The organism is Frankia sp. CgJB1 (assembly GCF_977947065.1).
In genome coordinates, this window is sequence record NZ_CDWTNB010000009.1 from 32,100 (window position 1) to 49,087 (window position 16,988).

Annotated in this window: 15 protein-coding genes; 11 read left to right on the forward strand and 4 right to left on the reverse strand. The window is 71.8% G+C overall.

The genetic code is table 11. The features are described 5' to 3' along the window. Window positions 1-42: 42 nt before the first annotated feature. The 3 genes from AC08OT_RS02335 (at window position 43) to AC08OT_RS02345 (ending at window position 5,844) form a co-directional block, all read left to right on the forward strand. Window positions 43-981, forward strand: coding sequence for an NUDIX hydrolase (locus tag AC08OT_RS02335; protein WP_476591549.1), 939 nt, complete (start codon window positions 43-45; stop codon window positions 979-981). Window positions 982-983: 2 nt separating this feature from the next. Next, window positions 984-1,871: an MBL fold metallo-hydrolase gene (locus tag AC08OT_RS02340; RefSeq protein ID WP_462185917.1), complete on the forward strand. Its 888-nt coding sequence runs from the start codon at window positions 984-986 to the stop codon at window positions 1,869-1,871. A gap of 349 nt (window positions 1,872-2,220) precedes the next feature. Next, window positions 2,221-5,844: a tetratricopeptide repeat protein gene (locus tag AC08OT_RS02345; protein WP_476591563.1), complete on the forward strand. Its 3,624-nt coding sequence runs from the start codon at window positions 2,221-2,223 to the stop codon at window positions 5,842-5,844. A 104-nt stretch (window positions 5,845-5,948) separates the two neighbouring features. Here AC08OT_RS02345 and AC08OT_RS02350 read toward each other — a convergent pair whose 3' ends face one another. Both AC08OT_RS02350 and AC08OT_RS02355 read right to left on the reverse strand, forming a co-directional pair. Next, on the reverse strand, window positions 5,949-6,650 hold the full coding sequence (locus tag AC08OT_RS02350) for a Crp/Fnr family transcriptional regulator (protein WP_476591550.1): 702 nt from the start codon (window positions 6,648-6,650) through the stop codon (window positions 5,949-5,951). Window positions 6,651-6,755: 105 nt separating this feature from the next. Beyond that, on the reverse strand, window positions 6,756-6,992 hold the full coding sequence (locus tag AC08OT_RS02355) for a hypothetical protein (protein ID WP_023840719.1): 237 nt from the start codon (window positions 6,990-6,992) through the stop codon (window positions 6,756-6,758). 144 nt (window positions 6,993-7,136) lie between these two features. On the opposite strand from AC08OT_RS02355, the gene nth reads away from it, so the two are divergent. The 4 genes from nth (at window position 7,137) to AC08OT_RS02375 (ending at window position 10,471) form a co-directional block, all read left to right on the forward strand. Beyond that, window positions 7,137-7,871 carry an endonuclease III gene (nth, locus tag AC08OT_RS02360; RefSeq protein ID WP_476591551.1) on the forward strand — a complete coding sequence of 245 codons (735 nt, stop codon included), beginning with the start codon at window positions 7,137-7,139 and terminating at the stop codon, window positions 7,869-7,871. A 357-nt stretch (window positions 7,872-8,228) separates the two neighbouring features. Next, window positions 8,229-8,717, forward strand: a complete 489-nt coding sequence (locus AC08OT_RS02365) for an NUDIX hydrolase (RefSeq protein ID WP_476591552.1) — start codon at window positions 8,229-8,231, stop codon at window positions 8,715-8,717. Then, the gene (locus tag AC08OT_RS02370; RefSeq protein ID WP_476591553.1) at window positions 8,717-9,268 is read left to right on the forward strand and encodes a hypothetical protein; all 552 of its coding nucleotides are present in this window, start codon (window positions 8,717-8,719) and stop codon (window positions 9,266-9,268) included. The genes AC08OT_RS02365 and AC08OT_RS02370 overlap by 1 nt, the downstream gene beginning before the upstream one ends. Window positions 9,269-9,286: 18 nt before the next feature. Then, on the forward strand, window positions 9,287-10,471 hold the full coding sequence (locus AC08OT_RS02375) for a MarP family serine protease (protein WP_476591554.1): 1,185 nt from the start codon (window positions 9,287-9,289) through the stop codon (window positions 10,469-10,471). Window positions 10,472-10,506: 35 nt separating this feature from the next. On the opposite strand, the gene AC08OT_RS02380 is transcribed toward AC08OT_RS02375, so the two are convergent. Continuing rightward, window positions 10,507-11,421 carry an alpha/beta fold hydrolase gene (locus tag AC08OT_RS02380; RefSeq protein ID WP_476591564.1) on the reverse strand — a complete coding sequence of 305 codons (915 nt, stop codon included), beginning with the start codon at window positions 11,419-11,421 and terminating at the stop codon, window positions 10,507-10,509. A gap of 176 nt (window positions 11,422-11,597) precedes the next feature. Beyond that, entirely contained in the window at window positions 11,598-12,113 is a 516-nt protein-coding gene (locus tag AC08OT_RS02385; protein ID WP_476591555.1) for a phage holin family protein, read from the reverse strand. Between the two features lie 374 nt (window positions 12,114-12,487). Between AC08OT_RS02385 and AC08OT_RS02390 the strand changes: the two genes are divergently transcribed. From AC08OT_RS02390 to AC08OT_RS02405, 4 genes are all read left to right on the forward strand, one after another. Further along, window positions 12,488-13,501, forward strand: coding sequence for a hypothetical protein (locus AC08OT_RS02390; protein ID WP_476591556.1), 1,014 nt, complete (start codon window positions 12,488-12,490; stop codon window positions 13,499-13,501). 288 nt (window positions 13,502-13,789) lie between these two features. Then, entirely contained in the window at window positions 13,790-14,998 is a 1,209-nt protein-coding gene (gene ssd / locus AC08OT_RS02395; protein WP_476591557.1) for a septum site-determining protein Ssd, read from the forward strand. Continuing rightward, window positions 14,995-16,263, forward strand: a complete 1,269-nt coding sequence (locus AC08OT_RS02400; RefSeq protein ID WP_476591558.1) for a TadA family conjugal transfer-associated ATPase — start codon at window positions 14,995-14,997, stop codon at window positions 16,261-16,263. The genes ssd and AC08OT_RS02400 overlap by 4 nt, the downstream gene beginning before the upstream one ends. Beyond that, window positions 16,260-16,988 (forward strand): type II secretion system F family protein (locus AC08OT_RS02405; RefSeq protein WP_476602491.1); only part of this gene is annotated, 729 nt, incomplete at its 3' end. The genes AC08OT_RS02400 and AC08OT_RS02405, both read left to right, overlap by 4 nt.

Below are 16,988 nucleotides of genomic sequence, written 5' to 3' on the forward strand. Positions count from 1 at the left end.
AACAAACCCCGCCTCGGCACCAACGGCTCTAGCATCTGGGCAATGGTCGACCACAAGGCTGCCCTGATCGCTCGGCTGCGCTGGTCCCCGGCCGACGGAGGCCGCCGCGACGAGGTGACGGCGCGCCATCCGCCCGCGGCGGTGCGCGACGCCTCGACGGTCGTGCTGCTGCGCGACGCGCCGGGTAACCAGGGGATCGAGGCATACCTGCTGCGCCGGGCAGCGACCATGGCGTTCGCCGGTGGGATGTACGCATTCCCAGGTGGACGAGTAGATCCGGCCGATATGGGGCCGGACGTGCCCTGGGCGGGTCCATCGGTCGCCGAGGTCATGCACGCGCTCGACGCTGATCCCGCACTCGCCCGCGCGCTCGTCTGTGCCGCCGTGCGGGAGACCTTCGAGGAATGCGGGATCCTGCTGGCCGGCGCGGTGGCGGGCGAGGACGGCCGGCTCGGCGGCGGCCCGGAGGCGCTCAGCGATCAGCTGCGGGCCGCCGAGCGCCTCGCACTGGAACGGCACGAGCTCGGCCTGAGCGCCCTGCTCCGCAAATACTCCCTCGTGCTGCGGGCCGATCTCCTCGCCCCCTGGGCCAGATGGGTGACTCCCGAGACCGAGCCGCAACGGTACGACACCAGGTTCTTCGTCGCGGCGCTTCCCACGGGCCAGCATCCCGGCCAGCCCTCCAGCGAGGCGGACCGGATGCAGTGGATACGCCCCGCGGACGCCCTCGAGCGCCATACGGCCGGGACGATGGACATGCTGCCACCCACCGCGTTCACCCTCGCCGAACTGTCCGAATACGACGACGTCGCGGCGGTACTAGCCGCCGCCCACGCCCGCGACCTGTCGCCGATCATGCCGAGGATTCTGGTCAGCGGCGGCGAAGCGCGCCTCCTGCTGCCGCATGACGAGGCATACGACGACCCGGGAAACCACGACGATCTGCGGGACGCGGGCCCCGCCGACCGGGCGCAGCAGTAGCCATGGCCGCGCCTCGACAGATCACTCCCCTGGCCGCCGTGCTTCTCGCTCCGAATCCGGGCCCGATGACGCTCGACGGCACCAACACCTGGATCCTGCGCGCCGCCGGCGAGGAGAGGTGTGTGGTCGTGGACCCCGGCCCGGACCACGCCGGACATCTGGCGGCGGTCGCGGCGGCCGGCCGCGTCGACCTGATTCTGCTGACCCACGGCCATGTCGACCACAGTGCCGGCGCGGCCACGTTGCACGATCTCACCGGCGCCCCGGTCCGGGCGCTCGACCCCGTCTTCCGGCTGGGATCGGAGGGGCTCACGGCCGGCGATGTGATCGCCACGGCCGGCATCGAGCTCCGGGTCCTCCCCACTCCGGGGCACACCGCCGACTCGTTGTCGTTCTTTCTACTCGGGGAAGACAAACCACTCGGGGAAGACGGGCCGCCCGGCGGAGACGAGCACCCCGCGGATTACCGGGACCGGCCGGAGCCGGGCCCGGCCTCCGGCGGCCTCCTGCCCGGTCCGGCGGTGCTGACCGGAGACACGATTCTCGGGCGTGGCAGTACCGTGGTCGCCCACCCGGACGGCCGTCTCGGCGACTACCTGGACAGCCTGCGGCTGCTGCGGGAACTCGGCGAGACCACCGTGCTGCCCGGCCACGGCCCCGAACTGCCCGCGGCCGGCCACGCGGCCGAGCGCTATCTGGCTCACCGCCACAGCCGGCTCGACCAGGTGCGGCGTGCTCTGGTGGACGCCGGGGTCGACGCCGCGGAGGCGGATGCGGCCGACGTGGTCCGCCGGGTCTACGCGGACGTCGACCGCGCCCTGTGGTTCGCGGCGGAACTGTCGGTCCGCGCCCAGCTGACCTACCTGCGGGAGCACCCCGACGGCGCCTGATCAGCCCAGCCGGCCAGTCGGCCAGCCGGAAGGCCGATGGCGAGCGGCACGTCCGTGGCAGCGGTAGCCGGACGGCCGCCTCACACCACCGAGAGATATCGGGACACCACCGAGAGATATCGGATCGATACCACGCGGCGGTATCGCACCACGCAGCGGTATCGCAGCAGCATCGACGCGGCTGCGGTCGGTCATCCGACAGGACGGGATTCGGGGAAGGAGACCCAGGCCACTAAACTCTGGCACGGAGGGAACCGCCCGTGCGCAGGATGACGATTTCGACCAGCCGGAAACCGGGCGACCGGTCCGGCCCCCCACCCACCGGCCACCCGGACGGGAGGCCCCACCCATAGTGATCACAGCTCCGCACACGGGCCCGCTGCGGTGCCCCCGGTGCAGCTCGGCGGCCGTTCCGGGCGGACGATTCTGCTACCACTGCGGCTTGGAGTTCACCTCGGTCGAGAGTCCCGCGGTAGATGCTTCCGAGCGCCGGGTCGTCACCGTTCTGTTCGGTGATCTGTCCGACTTCACCGCCTGGGCAGAGGATCGCGATCCGGAACGCGTCGGGGAGATGACCGATCGGGTCCTCGCCGCCCTCGCCCACGAGATCGACGAGGTCGGCGGCCGCGTCGACAACCTTACCGGCGACGGCATCATGGCCGTCTTCGGGGCCCCCACCGCCCATGAGGATGACCCTGAACGTGCCGTTCGGGCCGCCGCCGCGATGCAGGAGACCGTTCGTCGGCTGGTGCTCACCTCCACGGGGGGTGACGATGACGGCCGGCTCGGCCTGCGGGTGGGCGTCAACACCGGCGAGGTCCTCGCGGGGGTGCAGGCCGCACTCTCCTACACCGTGATCGGCGATACCGTGAACACCGCAGCCCGGTTGTCGGCCGCGGCCACGATCGGCACCGTCTACGCCGGCCGGGAGACCGCGCTCGCCACCCGGTCCGTGGCCACCTGGCGAGAGCTGCCCGACCTGGTCCTCAAGGGCAAGCGGGAGCCCGTCCCAGCCTATGAGCTGGTGAGCCTGCGCCCGTCGAACGTCGCCCGCCCCGGACTCGCCGACGACGCCATGTTCCTCGGCCGGGACGCCGAGCTCGCCTCGCTGACCGATCTGTTCGACCTGGTCGTCACCAACCGGTCACCCGAGGTGGCGCTGATCACCGGGGAGGCCGGGATCGGCAAGACCCGGTTGGCCGTCGAACTCGCCTGTCGGGCGGAGCGGACCCCCCGCGCGACGGTGCTCTGGGGACGGACGGTCCGGCACGGTGACGGCCACGGGCTGGCGCCCCTGGTCGACGTCGTTCGCAACGCGTGCGGGGTGACCGACGGCGACTCCCTCGACCGGGTGGCCGACCGCGTCCGGCGAACTGTGGCGGGGCTGGCGCATCCGCACAGCGGTGCCCGGCTGCCACCCGGCATCGCCGACCGACTGCTGCTGCTGCTCGGCGTTCCGCTCGACCGGCGGTCCGCCGTCGCCACCGCGGCGGCTCCGGGGGATCCGGCGGTCCGGGCCTCGCACATCGCGGAGGCCGAACAGCGGTCCGTCGACGCGACGGTGGACGCGGTCGCCCTGCTCCTCGGCGCGCTCGCGTCCTCCGGGCCCATCCTGGTCATGATCGACGATCTGGAATGGGCGACCAGCCAGCTCAGCGACGCGATGAGCCGGCTGGCCTCGGCGTTGTCCGGACCGGTTCTGCTTGTGCTGCTGGACCGGACGGGTCCACGGCTCGCCGAGCTGCCCCACATCCATCGCATCGCCCTGCAGCCGCTGAGCCTCGAGGCCTCCAGCCGCCTGTTGCAGGATCATCTCGGCGGGGTGCAGCTGGAGCCCCGCGGCCGGGCCGATCTGCTCTCCCGGGTGCATGGCAACCCCTTCTTCCTGGTGGAGCTGCTCAACCTGCTGATCGACCGCGGAATGCTGCACCAGTCGGCCGAGACGACCAATGGGGAGTGGCCGGGCTGGGTCCTCGAGGGCTCCCTGACGGAGGCGACTCTTCCCGCCGGGGTGCAGTCGGTGCTGGCCGCCCGCATCGACGATCTCGACCCGGTGGCCAAGGCGGTGCTGCGCGCGGCGGCGGTGCTCGGCCCGCGGTTTCCAGCCGAGGCGCTGCCGGTGGTCGACGAACGGCCCGCCGAGGAGGTCACCCGCGCGCTGCGGGTACTGACCGAGCGCCAGCTCGCCCGGCCGCCCCGGACGACGGAGACGAGGTGGCGGTTCGTCCATCCCATGGCCCGCGACGCCGGCTACGCCGGGCTGCCCAAGGTCGAGCGGGCCCGCCGGCACGCCACGGCGGCGCGCTGGGGGGTGACGGCGATGGTCGGCAGCTCGCGGGCCGTCTCCACCTTTGTCGCGAACCACGCCCTGCGGGCCTATGACCTGGCCGCATCGATGAACCTTCCCGCCACCGATCCGGCCTGGTCGTCCCGGATGTCCGGGTTCCACGCACATGTCCGGCTGGCGCGCGAGGCGCTGGCCCGAGACAATCATCGGGCCGCCGCCGACCTGCTGGCCAACGCGCGCCGTCTGGGCCGCGGCATCATCGACCCGGATGAGGACAATGCCGCCCGCGTGCTGCACGCTGAGGCCCTGGTCGCGCTGCGCCAACTCGACGAGGCCGAACGCACGCTACGCCCCACGCTACGGGCCAACGCACCCGCCCGACGGGCCGCCGCCTTCTCCGTGCTCGGCGAGCTGCGCCAGAAGCAGGGACGCGCCGAAGAGGCGGCGCAGTGCCTGCTCACCGCCCTGGAATCGGCGCAACAGGCCGGTGACAACCACGCGGAGGCCGCCGCGTTGCGCCGGCTGGGCATGCTCGAATACAACGCTGGCCGCATCGACGCGGCGGAGGAGCGCTACCGCGAGGCCCTCGCGATCGCCCGCCAGGTCGACGACCCCCGCGGGGTCGGTTGGGCGTTGCAGCACCTGGCCTGGAGCGCCACCACCCGGGGGGACTACCCCCGCGCCGAGCGGACGCTGCGCGAGGCGTCCGCGGTGTTCGACCGGCTCGAGGACACCGGCGGCCTCGGCTGGTGCCGGGGCACGGAGGCGCTGGTGCTGCTGTTGTCCGGGCAGCTCACCCGGGCCCGCGAACTCACCCGCGAACTGATCGAGCTGGCCAGTTCCGTGGGCGAGCAGTGGGGGATGGCCGTCTGCCTCACCATCGACGCGATAGCGACCGCCGAGCTGGGCGACATCGCCACCGCCGAGGCCCACGCGGAGCGGGCCGCTGAGCTGTTCGCCAGCATCGGCGACGCGTGGGGAACGATGCTGACCCTGGTCGCCCGTGGGCTGGCGGCCCGTGGCACCGGCGAACCGGCCCGCGGGGCAGAGTACCTGGAACAGGCATGTGCCGAGGCGGCCGCCCGCGGGCACGTCGTCGTCGGCGCGCTGGCCCGGGTGCTGCTCGGGCTGACCTGGCTCGACGCCGGCGAAGTGGACAAGGCCGGACAGGCCGCCGAGATCGCGCAGGCGGACCTCGCGCAGCTGGAGTTGCGCCCGCATGCCCAGCTCGGGGCGAAGGTACTGGTCGCGCAGATCGCCCGGGCTCGCGGGCGGCTCGATGAGGCGACCGAGCTGTTGCGGGAGGCATTGTCGGCAAGCGAACCGGCAACCCTGATGTTCCCCCGCCGGCAGGCATACGCCCATCTCGCCGGCATCCTGTTGGATGCCGGGCAGCCCGCCCAGGCTCTCATCGTGGCCCGGCGCGCGGTCAACGTGGGTGCCGAGGACGTACGCGCCCAGGTGCTCGGTTACCGCGCGCTCGGCACCGCGTTGGTGGCCAACGGCGATCTGGAAGGCGGTCGTGCCGCCTATCTGCGGGCCCTGGCGGCCGCGACCGCCACGGGGGCTGTCAGCGAGGCGCCGCAGACCCGCCGGCTGCTGGGGAACCTGCCGGTCAGCGGGGCCGCCGACGCCGCCGGCGGCGCGACCACCACCCCCGCGGGCGTGGCCGGGACGACCGGATAACCCGCTGGAGCGGTCACCTCCCGTGGCCAGGCCTTGCGCGCGTCGACCGGCGCTCGAGGCCCCGGCGGGACCCCGAGCTTTTCGCCGGTCGCCGGTCGCCGGCCTCAGCGTGCGCGGCGGGACAGGCGTTCGCGATCGAGCAGCACGACCGCGCGGGAGTCCAGGCGCAGCCAGCCCCGGGTGGCGAAGTCGGCGAGCGCCTTATTCACCGTCTCCCGGGATGCGCCCACCAGTTGGGCCAGTTCCTCCTGCGTGAGTCCGTGCTCGACACGGACACCGGCGGCCTCATTGCCGGGCTGTGCCGGCTCTCCGAAGCGTTCCGCCAAGTCGAGGAGGGCTTTCGCCACTCGCCCCGGCACATCCGTGAACACCATGTCAGCAACGTTGTCATTGGTACGCCGCAACCGGCGGGCCAGCACTCGTAGGAGCATCGCGCCCGCCTCCGGGCGTGATCGCAGCCAGGGACGCAACGCGGTATGTTCCAGCGACAGCAGCGATGCATCCGTGACTGCCGTAGCGGTAGCCGTGCGGGGGCCGGGGTCGAACAACGACAGCTCTCCGAACAGGTCTCCGGGACCCATCACGGACAGCAGGTTCTCCCGGCCGTCGGCCGACTGACGTCCTATCTTCACCTTTCCGGACAGGACGACGAAGACCCGGTCCCCGACATCTCCTTCACGGAACAGCACGTCCCCACGGGTGACATCCTGCCGATCAAGATGGTCAGAGAGGGCCATTCGGTCCTGCTCGGACAGCCCTACGAACAGTGGTACGCGGGCAAGCAGATCCTCCACGGTCCTGAGCATGCCAGGACTATCGGCAGAGAGCACGGCCAGGGACCCCCAGATGGCTCCGACAAGCCGATCGACAGGACCCGACAGGCCCGATCGGCCCGGCCTAGCCCCGCGCGGTCAGGCGGCTCGATGCTTGCCCGGCGGCGGTCGGCGCAGACGCCGCCGGTAGCGCTCCAACGCGGCGGGGAGGCCCTGATTGACGAAAGTGCTGACCTCGTCCGGCCGGGCGTTGTCGAGGAAGCCCTCGAGGCCCTTACCGGTGTCGGCGGCATTCAACGGACGTTCCACCCGTTCCATCGCCAGCAGAAGGCCGAGAAGCAGCAGGGGAAAGGTGACCGCGGCAATGACAAACATGACCTCTCCATGGTGGCCGACCGGCGACCATCGCATGCGACCGGGGGTGGGTGTGTCGCGCATCGGCCACCTGGCCGGAGCCCGTTCGGACCACCCGGCAGCGGTGCCGGACGGGCGGATCGACCGGCAGATACGCTGCCAGACATGCCCGCAACCGTCGACGCCGCGGCGGAGACCCCGCTCGCGAAGACCCGGCGGGCTCGCCGGATAGTGCGTCTGCTGGGCAATATCCATCCCGACGCCCACATCGCGTTACACTTCGACAACGCTCTCGAACTGCTGGTCGCCACCGTCTTGTCGGCCCAGTGCACGGACAAGAAGGTCAACGAGGTCACTCCTGGAGTGTTCGCCCGTTATCGGACCGCAGCCGACTATGCGGGCGCGGACCGCGCCGAACTCGAGGACATGCTGCGACAGACCGGGTTCTTCCGCGCCAAGGCGAACTCGCTGATCGGCATCGGCGCGGCCCTGACCGAACGCTTCGACGGTGAGGTTCCACGGTCGCTGGCGGCCCTGGTGACCTTGCCGGGCGTCGGTCGCAAGACGGCGAACGTCGTGCTGGGGCATGCGTTCGACCTGCCCGGAATCACCGTCGACACTCACGTCGGGCGGCTGTCCCGCCGCTTTGGGCTGACCACTCAGACCGACCCCGTCAAGGTCGAGTCGGACCTGGCAGCGCTCATCGAACAGCGGGACTGGACCATCGCCTCCGATCGCATGATCTTTCATGGGCGACGGATCTGTCACTCGCGCCGCCCGGCCTGCGGCGCCTGCGGGCTGGCCCGGCTGTGCCCGTCCTTCGGGCTCGGCCCCACTGAGCCTGCCGAGGCGGCCCGGCTGGTCCGGGGAACACGCAACGACGTCGAAACCCTGCGATGAACGAGATGCCAGCCAACGCCGACGGGGCCACCATCCCCCCGCCCCCGGCCTGGCTGCGCACTCTGGCGGAGAAGGCCGGGCAGGCCCTCGTGACCAGCCGGACCCATCCGGGTCATGCGGGCGCGGATGCTCGACCGGCCGCCGTACTCATCCTGTTCGGCGATGATGGCCCGGAGGGGCCGGACATCCTCCTGCTCGAACGGGCGGCCGAGCTGCGCAGCCATGCCAACCAGCCCGCGTTCCCCGGTGGCGCCACCGACGCGACGGACGAGTCGCGGGTGCACACGGCGCTGCGCGAAGCCGAGGAAGAGGCGCGAAGCCGAGGAAGAGGTAGGGCTCGATCCCGCGGGGGTCGAGGTGCTCACCGTCGCCTCCCCGCTCTACCTGCACGCCAGTCGTTATCTCGTGACCCCGGTGATCGGCTGGTGGCGTATTCCGTGCGCGGTCGTGCCCGTCGATCCCGCCGAGACCTCGTCGGTCGCCCGGGTGCCACTCGCGGAGCTGGCCGACCCGGCCAACCGGGTCATGCTGCGCCACCGCACCGGCCTCGCCGGACCCGCCTTTCGGGTCCGCAGCATGCTGGTGTGGGGCTTCACCGCGGGCATCCTCGATGTTCTTCTCCGTCTCGGCGGGTGGGAACAGCCGTGGGACGACACCGAGCTCATCGACTACCCAGTCGCGCGGGCCACGACCAGCGGGACCCCGGTCATGCCCGCGCAGACGTCCCGCCCGCCGACACCGTCCCCTGCACCGCTACAGTCCGGTCCACTGGACAAGTCCCCGCCACTGGACAAGTCCAGCCCGCCGACGGCACCGGCATCGCCCTGCGACGAGAGGCACAGCTGATGACCAGCACCGCGGACCGTGACCATGCGGGACCGCGACCGTCCATCCACTCCCCCCGGCAGGGGCGGTCACGACGGCCGGGTGGTATCCAGCGCCCGCCCGCTCGGGTGGCCTGGATGGACCGGGCGGGCTGGACCGGACGGACACCCCGGCTGGGCCGGCTCACGGTAGCCCTCGGGCTGGCGCTCGGTCTGTTCCTGGGCGCCGCGGGCTGCGGCGGCTCGGGCAAGGACGGCGCGTCGACGGGGCCCTCCCTCACCCCCACCGAGGGAGCGGGTGGCCTGCAGATCTTCGCCGTCACGGGCCTGCCAAACCTGCACTTCTCCGCGATGGAACTGGTGGCCAGGCCGGGGCGGATCCGCGTCGACTTCTCGGTCACGCCGCAGTCCCCGCCGCACAACTTCGTCATTCCGCGGATTCCCGAGGCACACACGCGCATCGTCTCCGCGGGAGAGTCACAGAGCATCACCTTCTCCGTGACGGAACCGGGTAGCTACCCGGTGGTCTGCACTCTGCATCCCAACATGACAGCCACACTGAAGATCTCCTGAGTCGAACCGACGCCCGTCGTGCTCAACGTCCTGGACATCGTTCTTCTCCTGCTCGCCGTGCTCTTCGCGATCTCCGGGTACCGGCAGGGCTTCCTGGTGGGCGCGCTGTCGTTCGTCGGCTTCTTCGGCGGCGGTGTGCTCGGTGCCAAGGTCGCGAAGCCCTTCGCCGAACTGATCGGTCAGGAGAGCCACGGCGCCATGGTCGGTCTCCTGACCGTGCTCGGTCTCGCCCTGGTTGGGCAGGTCGCGGGCACCGCGGTCGGGGTCGCCATCCGGGACCGGGTGACCTGGCGCCCCGGCAGGGCCGTCGATGCCGCCGCGGGTGCGGTGCTCTCCGGCTTATCGGTGGTTCTTGTCGCCTGGCTGCTGGCGACGGCCGTCGATCGGTCGCCCTTCGAGTCCCTCGCTCGCTCTGTCCGGGAATCGCGGATCCTCGCCACCGTGGACGCCGGGATGCCCAACGAGGTCCGCAGTGCATTCGCCGACCTGCGCCAACTGGCTGACAACAACGGCTTCCCCGAGGTCTTCGCCGGGCTCGGCGGCGGGCGCATCGTCGCCGCCGATCCGCCCGATCCCGCTTCCACCCAGACTGCCGGGGTCCGCAACGCGGCGGCGAGCATCGTGAAGATCCGTGGCGTCGCCAGGTCCTGCGACAAACGGGTCGAGGGATCCGGGTTCGTCATCGCCCCGCAACGCGTCATGACCAACGCGCACGTCGTAGCCGGGGTGCACCGTCCGATGATCGTGCTGGCCTCGCGCACCCTGCCGGCCGAGGTCGTCCTGTTCGACCCCGACCGGGACGTCGCCGTGCTCCGCGTGCCGGACCTGCAACGGCCGCCGCTGCGGTTCCGGATAAACCCACCGGCCGCGGCCGAAGATGCCGCAGTGATTGCCGGTTATCCCCAGGACGGGCCCTACACCACTGTGGCGGCGCGCGTCCGCAACCATCAGACCGCCCAGGCCCCGGACATCTACTCGCACGGCCTCGTCCTGCGCGACATCTACGCGGTCCGCGGACGGGTGCTGCCGGGAAACTCCGGTGGACCCCTGTTGTCCGAAAGCGGGGACGTCCTGGGTGTCGTGTTCGCCGCGGCCGTCAACGACAGCGACACCGGTTACGTCCTGAGCGCCGCCGAAGTGGCCAGGCCTGCCGCCGCCGGGGTGATCGCCACGGCGGAGGTGAGCACGCAGGGGTGCAACTGACCGCCGGTACTCCCGCACCGACGGCCGGGCGACGCTCAGGGACGAAGCCAGCCGAGCAGTTCGGCGTTGACGAGGTCGGGGGCCTCCTCATGCGGGAAGTGCCCGATCTCACCGAGCAGGCGCCAGGTGTAGGGACCGCTGACGTAGCGCCCGGCGCCCTGGGCGGTGGACGGCAGGAAACAACGGTCCATTTCCCCGTGTATCTGCAGGGTCTCCATCCGCAGCGACCGACGGAGGACACTACCGAAACGCGCCCCATCGGGCCGGAACAACGACCGGAAGATCCACCGATGGTACTCCAGGGAGCTGTGCGCCACCCCGGGAATGCGCATTGCCGATCGATATCGCCGCTCGGCCTCGGCATCCGGATACCCCGGTCCTCCCCAGCCGCGTAGCAGCGTTGCGACGTGGGCGGCGTCCTCGGCCACCAGGACCCGTTCGGGCCGCCATGGCAGCTGAAAACCGAGCATGTACCGGCTGGCGGCACCCTGACCACGGGGATCCGCCGCGATCTGGTGCCGCAGCCGCAGCGGATGAGGCATGGCCAGGATCGCGAGCCGACGCACCACCATCGGGTGACGAACCGCGGTGGTCCAGCCAAGCAGCCCACCCCAGTCGTGGCCCACGACCGCGGCGTCCGGTTCCCCCAATGCCCTGACCAGACCGGCCACGTCATCGGAGAGAGTGAAGGCGTCATAGCCCCGAGGCGGCTTGTCACTCGCTCCATAGCCGCGCAGGTCCGGCGCGACGACGCGGTAGCCCGCCGCCGCCAGCGCGGTGAATTGGTGACGCCAGGCCCACCAGAACTGCGGGAAGCCGTGCAGCAGCAGGACGAGCGGGCCACTCCCCAACTCCGCCACGTGCAGCCGGGTACCGTTGGCAGACACGTCACGATGCCGCCACGGCCCGTCGACCAGGACAGTGGCGGGCTCGGGAACGGTGTCCTCCATCGCCTGCCAGGATGGCAGACCAGCCATCGGCCCCGGACCGGCGGTGCTCGTGACGGGCCGGTCGTGGGGTCCGCAGTCGGCCCTCGAACGTCCGCCGCCGGCTCCGTCGCCAGACCCTCTGCCGACCGCCGGCAGGCTTGGGTACCGGCGGACACCGCGCACCCAGCGCGGGGGTGTCAGTGCCCGCGCTGGCCCGGGTGGGCGGCCGCATCCGCCGACCCGACCGCGTCTCCCGGTCCGACCGGGCCCGCCGACCCGACTGGGGCGGTCGACCCGACTGGGGCGGTCGTGGGATTACGTAGCCAGGTGATGTCGTCGCGCACGGTCTGGATGGTCCGCTCGGGCGGGGAGAGCTTGCGGAACCGCGCCATCGCGAACAGGGCCAGCAGCCCCGCAACGACGAGGTAGAGACCGGCCGTCAGCAGATAGGACCAGAAACGCTCGATGCCGGCCCAGGTGAACAGCTCCCCCAGAAAGATCGTGACGGCGATCAGAGCGCAGAACCCGAGGCCGGCCGCCACCGCCAGAAAACCGATTCCGAGCACAGCTGACACCGCCTGCTGGGCGAGCTCGGCCTTGGCCAGGTTGATCTCCTGACGAATCAGCAACGAGACATCGCGAGTGGCCAGGGCCACCAGCTCACCCAGCGTCGGCTCACGGCCGTCCCGAGCCTTCCCGGCTGCGATCGACACTTCTGGTCCTCCCTCTGGCGGCGACCCGCCCGTGCTGGACGGCGGGACAGTTCGCGCTACCACCCTGATCCGACCTGCGCCCTGATCCGACAGGGTCCGAACCGGCGGTGGACCGGGAAGCCCCACCGGAGGCCATCCGCCCTGGGCCCCTCCGGCCCATACCGTCAACACCCTCCCGGCAACACCCTCTCGGCCGACCGTCCCCCGTCGTGACGCGGTCCGCCGCCCCGGTCCCTCTACGCAGTCTCCCCCGCGCGGAGCCGCCCGGAGGCCCAACGACGCGGCTCAGACCTGTGACTCCTCCTACGGGTCTCACCGTCTTCCCGCTTGGCCCGCACGGCCCGGGTGGTCCGACCCCGCGTGGCCCAGCCCGCATGGCACGAACGGGTAGCGTGCGAGCTGTGAGTCTCCGCCCGTCTGGAACAGTCCTCGCCGCCGATCCACTCGCCCGTGTTGCCGCTCTGCCCGGAGTGCGCGAAGCGGCGGACAGCGCCCGATCCGCGGTGGACACGCTCCTGCGCCACCGCGTTCTGCGCCGCCAGAGCGCCGAGGTGACCGCGGAGGCATCGTTGCGGGCCGCCCGCGCCTGCGCCGCCCTCGAGGGATACGAGATCAGCCTGGACGAACTGCGGGCGCACCTGGCCCGACCCGGGCCCGAAGGTGTGCTCCCCGGTCTGGAGAAGACGGACGCGTCGGAGGCCGGAGCGGTCACCGACCGCGGTACACGGAACGACGCCGCCATGGCCGGATCCGGCCATCCGTTCCCTGTCGTCCTCGGCACGGTTCGGCTCTACGCCGAGCTGGGCATCCTGGTTCCGGCCTGGGAGCAGGCACCGCGACAGGCCCTGGCCCGCATGCACGTGTTGCTGGGCCGGGGTTTCGTCCCGGACGACGAGCTCGGTCGTCCGCGGGCCGATGCCGGCACCCGGGAGATCCTCGACCCGTTGCGGTTGGGCCCGCCTCCCCACTCGGTGGAGACCTCGGTCCGGCTGGATGGCCTGACCGGACTCCTCGTCGCGCCCACGAGCGCGCCGGCGATCGTGGTGGCCGCCGTGGTGCACGGGGAACTGCTGGCCCTGCGACCGTTCGGCGCCCTCGACGGGGTCATCGCCCGGGCCGCCACCCGCCTGGTCCTGATCGGCCGGGGCCTCGATCCCAAGGCGCTCACGGCGACCGACGTGGGGCATCTCGAGCTGGGGCAGAACCCGGCGAGCATCCTGCGGGTGGACCGCACCGGGGACGTCATCGCCGGGTACCGCGAGGCCGCCGCAGCCTATGTCGGTGGCGGCGCCGACGGCGTGGCCATCTGGGTACGGCACTGCGCGAAGGCCCTGGAACTCGCCGCACGGGAGTCCCTCGCCGTCTGCGAGGCGCTCGCCCGGACCTGATCCACACTTACGGCGCGATTGACGCACCTGACGGATCCGCTGCACGGATGGACCACAACGAACCTGCCCGTATGAACCACTCGGTACGGACCCCTGCGTGGGCCGCCGCCCCTCCTGCCACGTAGGCGGCAGCCACGCGTTCCCGGCCTGCGGTCTCGGCAGGGTCTCGGCCGGTCGAAACTTCCATCAGAAGATCTTCAGGCCCTGTGGAGGGCGGTCATCCACAGGGCCTGTCGCGGCGCATGGTGAGACCACGTCTTCCCCGACCCCGATGGGAACGAGGCCGCCATGTCCCCTGCGCCGCCCCTGCTGACCGCCGCGGAGAACCACGGTCCGGTCGTACGCCCGCTCATCGTCACCGCCATTCCGGACCTGCTTGACGATCTGTTGCGGCTTGCGGCGGCCGCCGGTGTATCGATGACGGTCGCCGCCGAGATGAGCGCGGTGCGCCGCAACTGGACGTCGGCCCCCCTGATCATCGTCGGAATGGACGAGATCGAGCCGTGCATCGCGGCCGCGCTGCCCGATCGACGGCATGTCGTCCTGGTCGGAGGACACGTCGACGACGGCCGGGTGTGGGACGCCTCCGTGCGCATTGGCGCCGATCACGTGGTCTTCCTTCCCGAAGCCGAGCCCTGGCTCGTCGACCTCCTCAGCGATCTCGACGGGCTCGATCGGCATCATTCGGTGACGCTGGGCATCATCGGCTGCCGCGGCGGGACGGGAGCCTCCACCTTGGCCGTCTCGCTAGCCCTGGCCGGGCTGAGGCACGACCTGCGCACGATGCTGATCGACGCGGATCCGCACGGTGGTGGGCTCGCCCCCGCCTTCGCCCGCCTCGTGCCGTCCATGTCCGGTGCCTTCCCTGGCGGGGAGACCTCCAGCCTGGCGTCGCTGTTTCCCGCGCGCCACGACCAGCACGACCAGATGGACGGGAACGGCCCGGTCGGGCCGATCGCCTGGTCCGGCCTGCTGCCCCGCCGGAGTGACCTCTCCGTGGTGTCCTGGGATCCCGCTGTCAGCCCAGCCGTTCCCCCGGCGACGATCGCCACCCTGCTCGCGACCGCTCGTTGCACGTCCGACCTGGTGATCCTAGATCTCCCCGGCCGAGGGAATCCGGCGGCCACCGCAACCGACGCGGGCACCACCGTGGCCCTGCGGACCTGCCAGACGGTGCTGATCGTCACGCCCGCGGACCTGCCGTCGATCGTGGCGGCCGAACGTGTCTGCTCGGCTGCCATCCGCCAGGCTGCCGATGTGCGCGCCGTCGTCCGGCTGCACCCATCCGACCGCCTCACCCCGGAGGCGATCGCCACGATGCTCGGCGTGCCACTGGCCGGGGTGATCAGCAGCCGACGGCACCGTCCGGTTCCCACTCGCGACCGCTACGGCGGCTCAGCCAGCGGGAACACCATCGATCGCCTCAGCGAGGAACTGCTGACCCGCCTCGGCGTTCTCGGGCCACGGGTGTGGCCCGATCCGGAGGCCTGGTCATGACCGGGCTCGGCGAGCGACGCAGGTCCCCATTCCCCGCCACAGGTCACGCGGCCGCACCGGCTGCCCGAGCGGCCGCGAGGCCCGCGGTCTCCACACGATCTTCACCGCCGTTCGCAATCCCGCCGGAACCGCTCGAACCACCGGAACCACCGAAACCACCGGAACCGACGACCGTACCCGCGGAGCCGCTCGGAGCCGGCCCGCTGGATCCCCTCCTCGCTGATCCACACGTCACCGATGTCCTGGTCAACGGGCCCGGCGAGGTCTGGGTGGAACGCCGGGGCCGGCTCATCCGTACCTCGGTCGCTTTCGCGGACGAGGAAGCGGTGCGGCGCCTGGCCGTTCGTCTCGCCGCGACGGCCGGGCGGCGCCTGGACGCCGCGATGCCCTTCGCCGACGTGCAACTGCGCGACGGAACCCGGTTGCACGCGGTTCTGGCACCGATTGCGGTGCAGGGTACGTGCCTGTCGCTGCGACGGACCCGGCGTCGCCCCTTCACCTTCGACGAACTCGTGCTCGCCGGAACAATGAGCCCGGCCGTGGCGGCCGTGCTGCACGCAGTCCTGAGCGCCCGACTTGCGATCGTGGTGACCGGGGGAACCGGCTCGGGCAAGAGCACGCTGCTTGCCGCGCTACTGGGAGCGGTGCGCCCCGACGAACGGATCGTGCTAGTGGAGGACACCGCCGAGCTCGTCATGGACCGTCCGGGGATGGTGCGACTCGAGGCCCGCTCGCCGAACATCGAGGGCGCTGGCGAGGTGACCCAGCGCGATCTGGTCCGCCAGGCGCTGCGCATGCGCCCGGACCGGCTGGTGCTCAGCGAGGTCCGCGGCCCCGAGGTGCTCGATCTCCTCGTCGCCCTCAACACCGGTCACGAGGGCGGGTTGAGCACCGTGCACGCCAACGACACCAGTGCGCTGCCCACCCGTCTGGAGGCTCTCGCCGCCCTCGCCGGGCTGTCCCGCCCAGCGGTCCACAGCCAGATCGCGGCAGCGCTCCACACCGCCGTTCATCTTCGCCGGGAGGCCGACGGCCGCCGCCGGGTCTGCGCGATCGGGGTGTTCCGCCAGGCGGGCAGCGGACTGGTTCAGGTCGTGCCGGCCCTGGTCGTTTCTGCCTCACCTTCCCGGAACGGGCTAGTCATGCGCGCCTGCGACCAGACGCCGGCGGAGGGCCTGCCGATCCTGCGCGACCTGCTGGACGTGCGCGGTGTCTCGCTTCCAGCCCTGGTCGACGCCGGGTCGCAGGTGCGGAGGCGAGCATGACCGTACTCGAGCGCGTGGGGACCGTCCCGGCAACCGTCGCAGTCACCCGGCCGAGGACCGGAACCGTGATCGGTTCGGGAATCGGCCTGGTCCTCGGTGCCGTCCTGCTCACGCTGGCCGCCGGACCGGTGGCGGCGGGCGTCGTGGCCGTGCTGCTCTGCTGTCTCGCCCGGGCGCGACGGCGGTCACGGGAGCGGCGTAGGCAGGTGGCGGTCCGCCAGTCCGCCGAAGACCTCCTCGCCGCGTTCGCGGCCGAGCTCGACGCCGGCGCAACCCAGCTCGAGGCCCTGCGCCGGGCGGCGGGCGGCATCGACGAACTCGTTGCGGCACCGGCGGGACGATCGGCCTGGGTGCCCCTGGACCAGCTCGGTGCCGCGCTCGACCGGACGGAGGAGCCCGGTCCATTGTTGTGCCGCAGTGAGGCGTCATCACTGCGACAGCTCGGAGTCGCCTACCAGGTCTGCGCGGCCGTCGGCGCAAGGCTGGCTCCCGTCGCGACGATGCTCGCGGCGCCCGCCCGCGCCGACGCGGTGCGGGCGGGCGAGCTGACCTCGGCACTGGCCGGGCCCCGGTCATCCGGACGGCTGGTGGCCTCGCTCCCGCTGGCCGGAATCGTCCTGGGGTCGCTCGCGGGAGCAGCGCCGATCGCGGTGTTGCTGGGCACGCCGGCGGGGATCGGATGCCTGCTCGTGGGCGGGCTCGCCGACCTGGTCGGAGTCCGCTGG

Coding starts and splice junctions, on each gene's coding strand:
- AC08OT_RS02400 (WP_476591558.1), top strand. CDS start 14,995: ATGACCGGGCTCGGCGAGCGACGCAGGTCCCCATTCCCCGCCACAGGT.
- AC08OT_RS02335 (WP_476591549.1), top strand. CDS start 43: ATGGTCGACCACAAGGCTGCCCTGATCGCTCGGCTGCGCTGGTCCCCG.
- AC08OT_RS02370 (WP_476591553.1), top strand. CDS start 8,717: ATGACCAGCACCGCGGACCGTGACCATGCGGGACCGCGACCGTCCATC.
- nth (WP_476591551.1), top strand. CDS start 7,137: ATGCCCGCAACCGTCGACGCCGCGGCGGAGACCCCGCTCGCGAAGACC.
- AC08OT_RS02355 (WP_023840719.1), bottom strand. CDS start 6,992: ATGTTTGTCATTGCCGCGGTCACCTTTCCCCTGCTGCTTCTCGGCCTT.
- AC08OT_RS02340 (WP_462185917.1), top strand. CDS start 984: ATGGCCGCGCCTCGACAGATCACTCCCCTGGCCGCCGTGCTTCTCGCT.
- AC08OT_RS02390 (WP_476591556.1), top strand. CDS start 12,488: ATGGCACGAACGGGTAGCGTGCGAGCTGTGAGTCTCCGCCCGTCTGGA.
- AC08OT_RS02380 (WP_476591564.1), bottom strand. CDS start 11,421: ATGGAGGACACCGTTCCCGAGCCCGCCACTGTCCTGGTCGACGGGCCG.
- ssd (WP_476591557.1), top strand. CDS start 13,790: ATGTCCCCTGCGCCGCCCCTGCTGACCGCCGCGGAGAACCACGGTCCG.
- AC08OT_RS02350 (WP_476591550.1), bottom strand. CDS start 6,650: ATGCTCAGGACCGTGGAGGATCTGCTTGCCCGCGTACCACTGTTCGTA.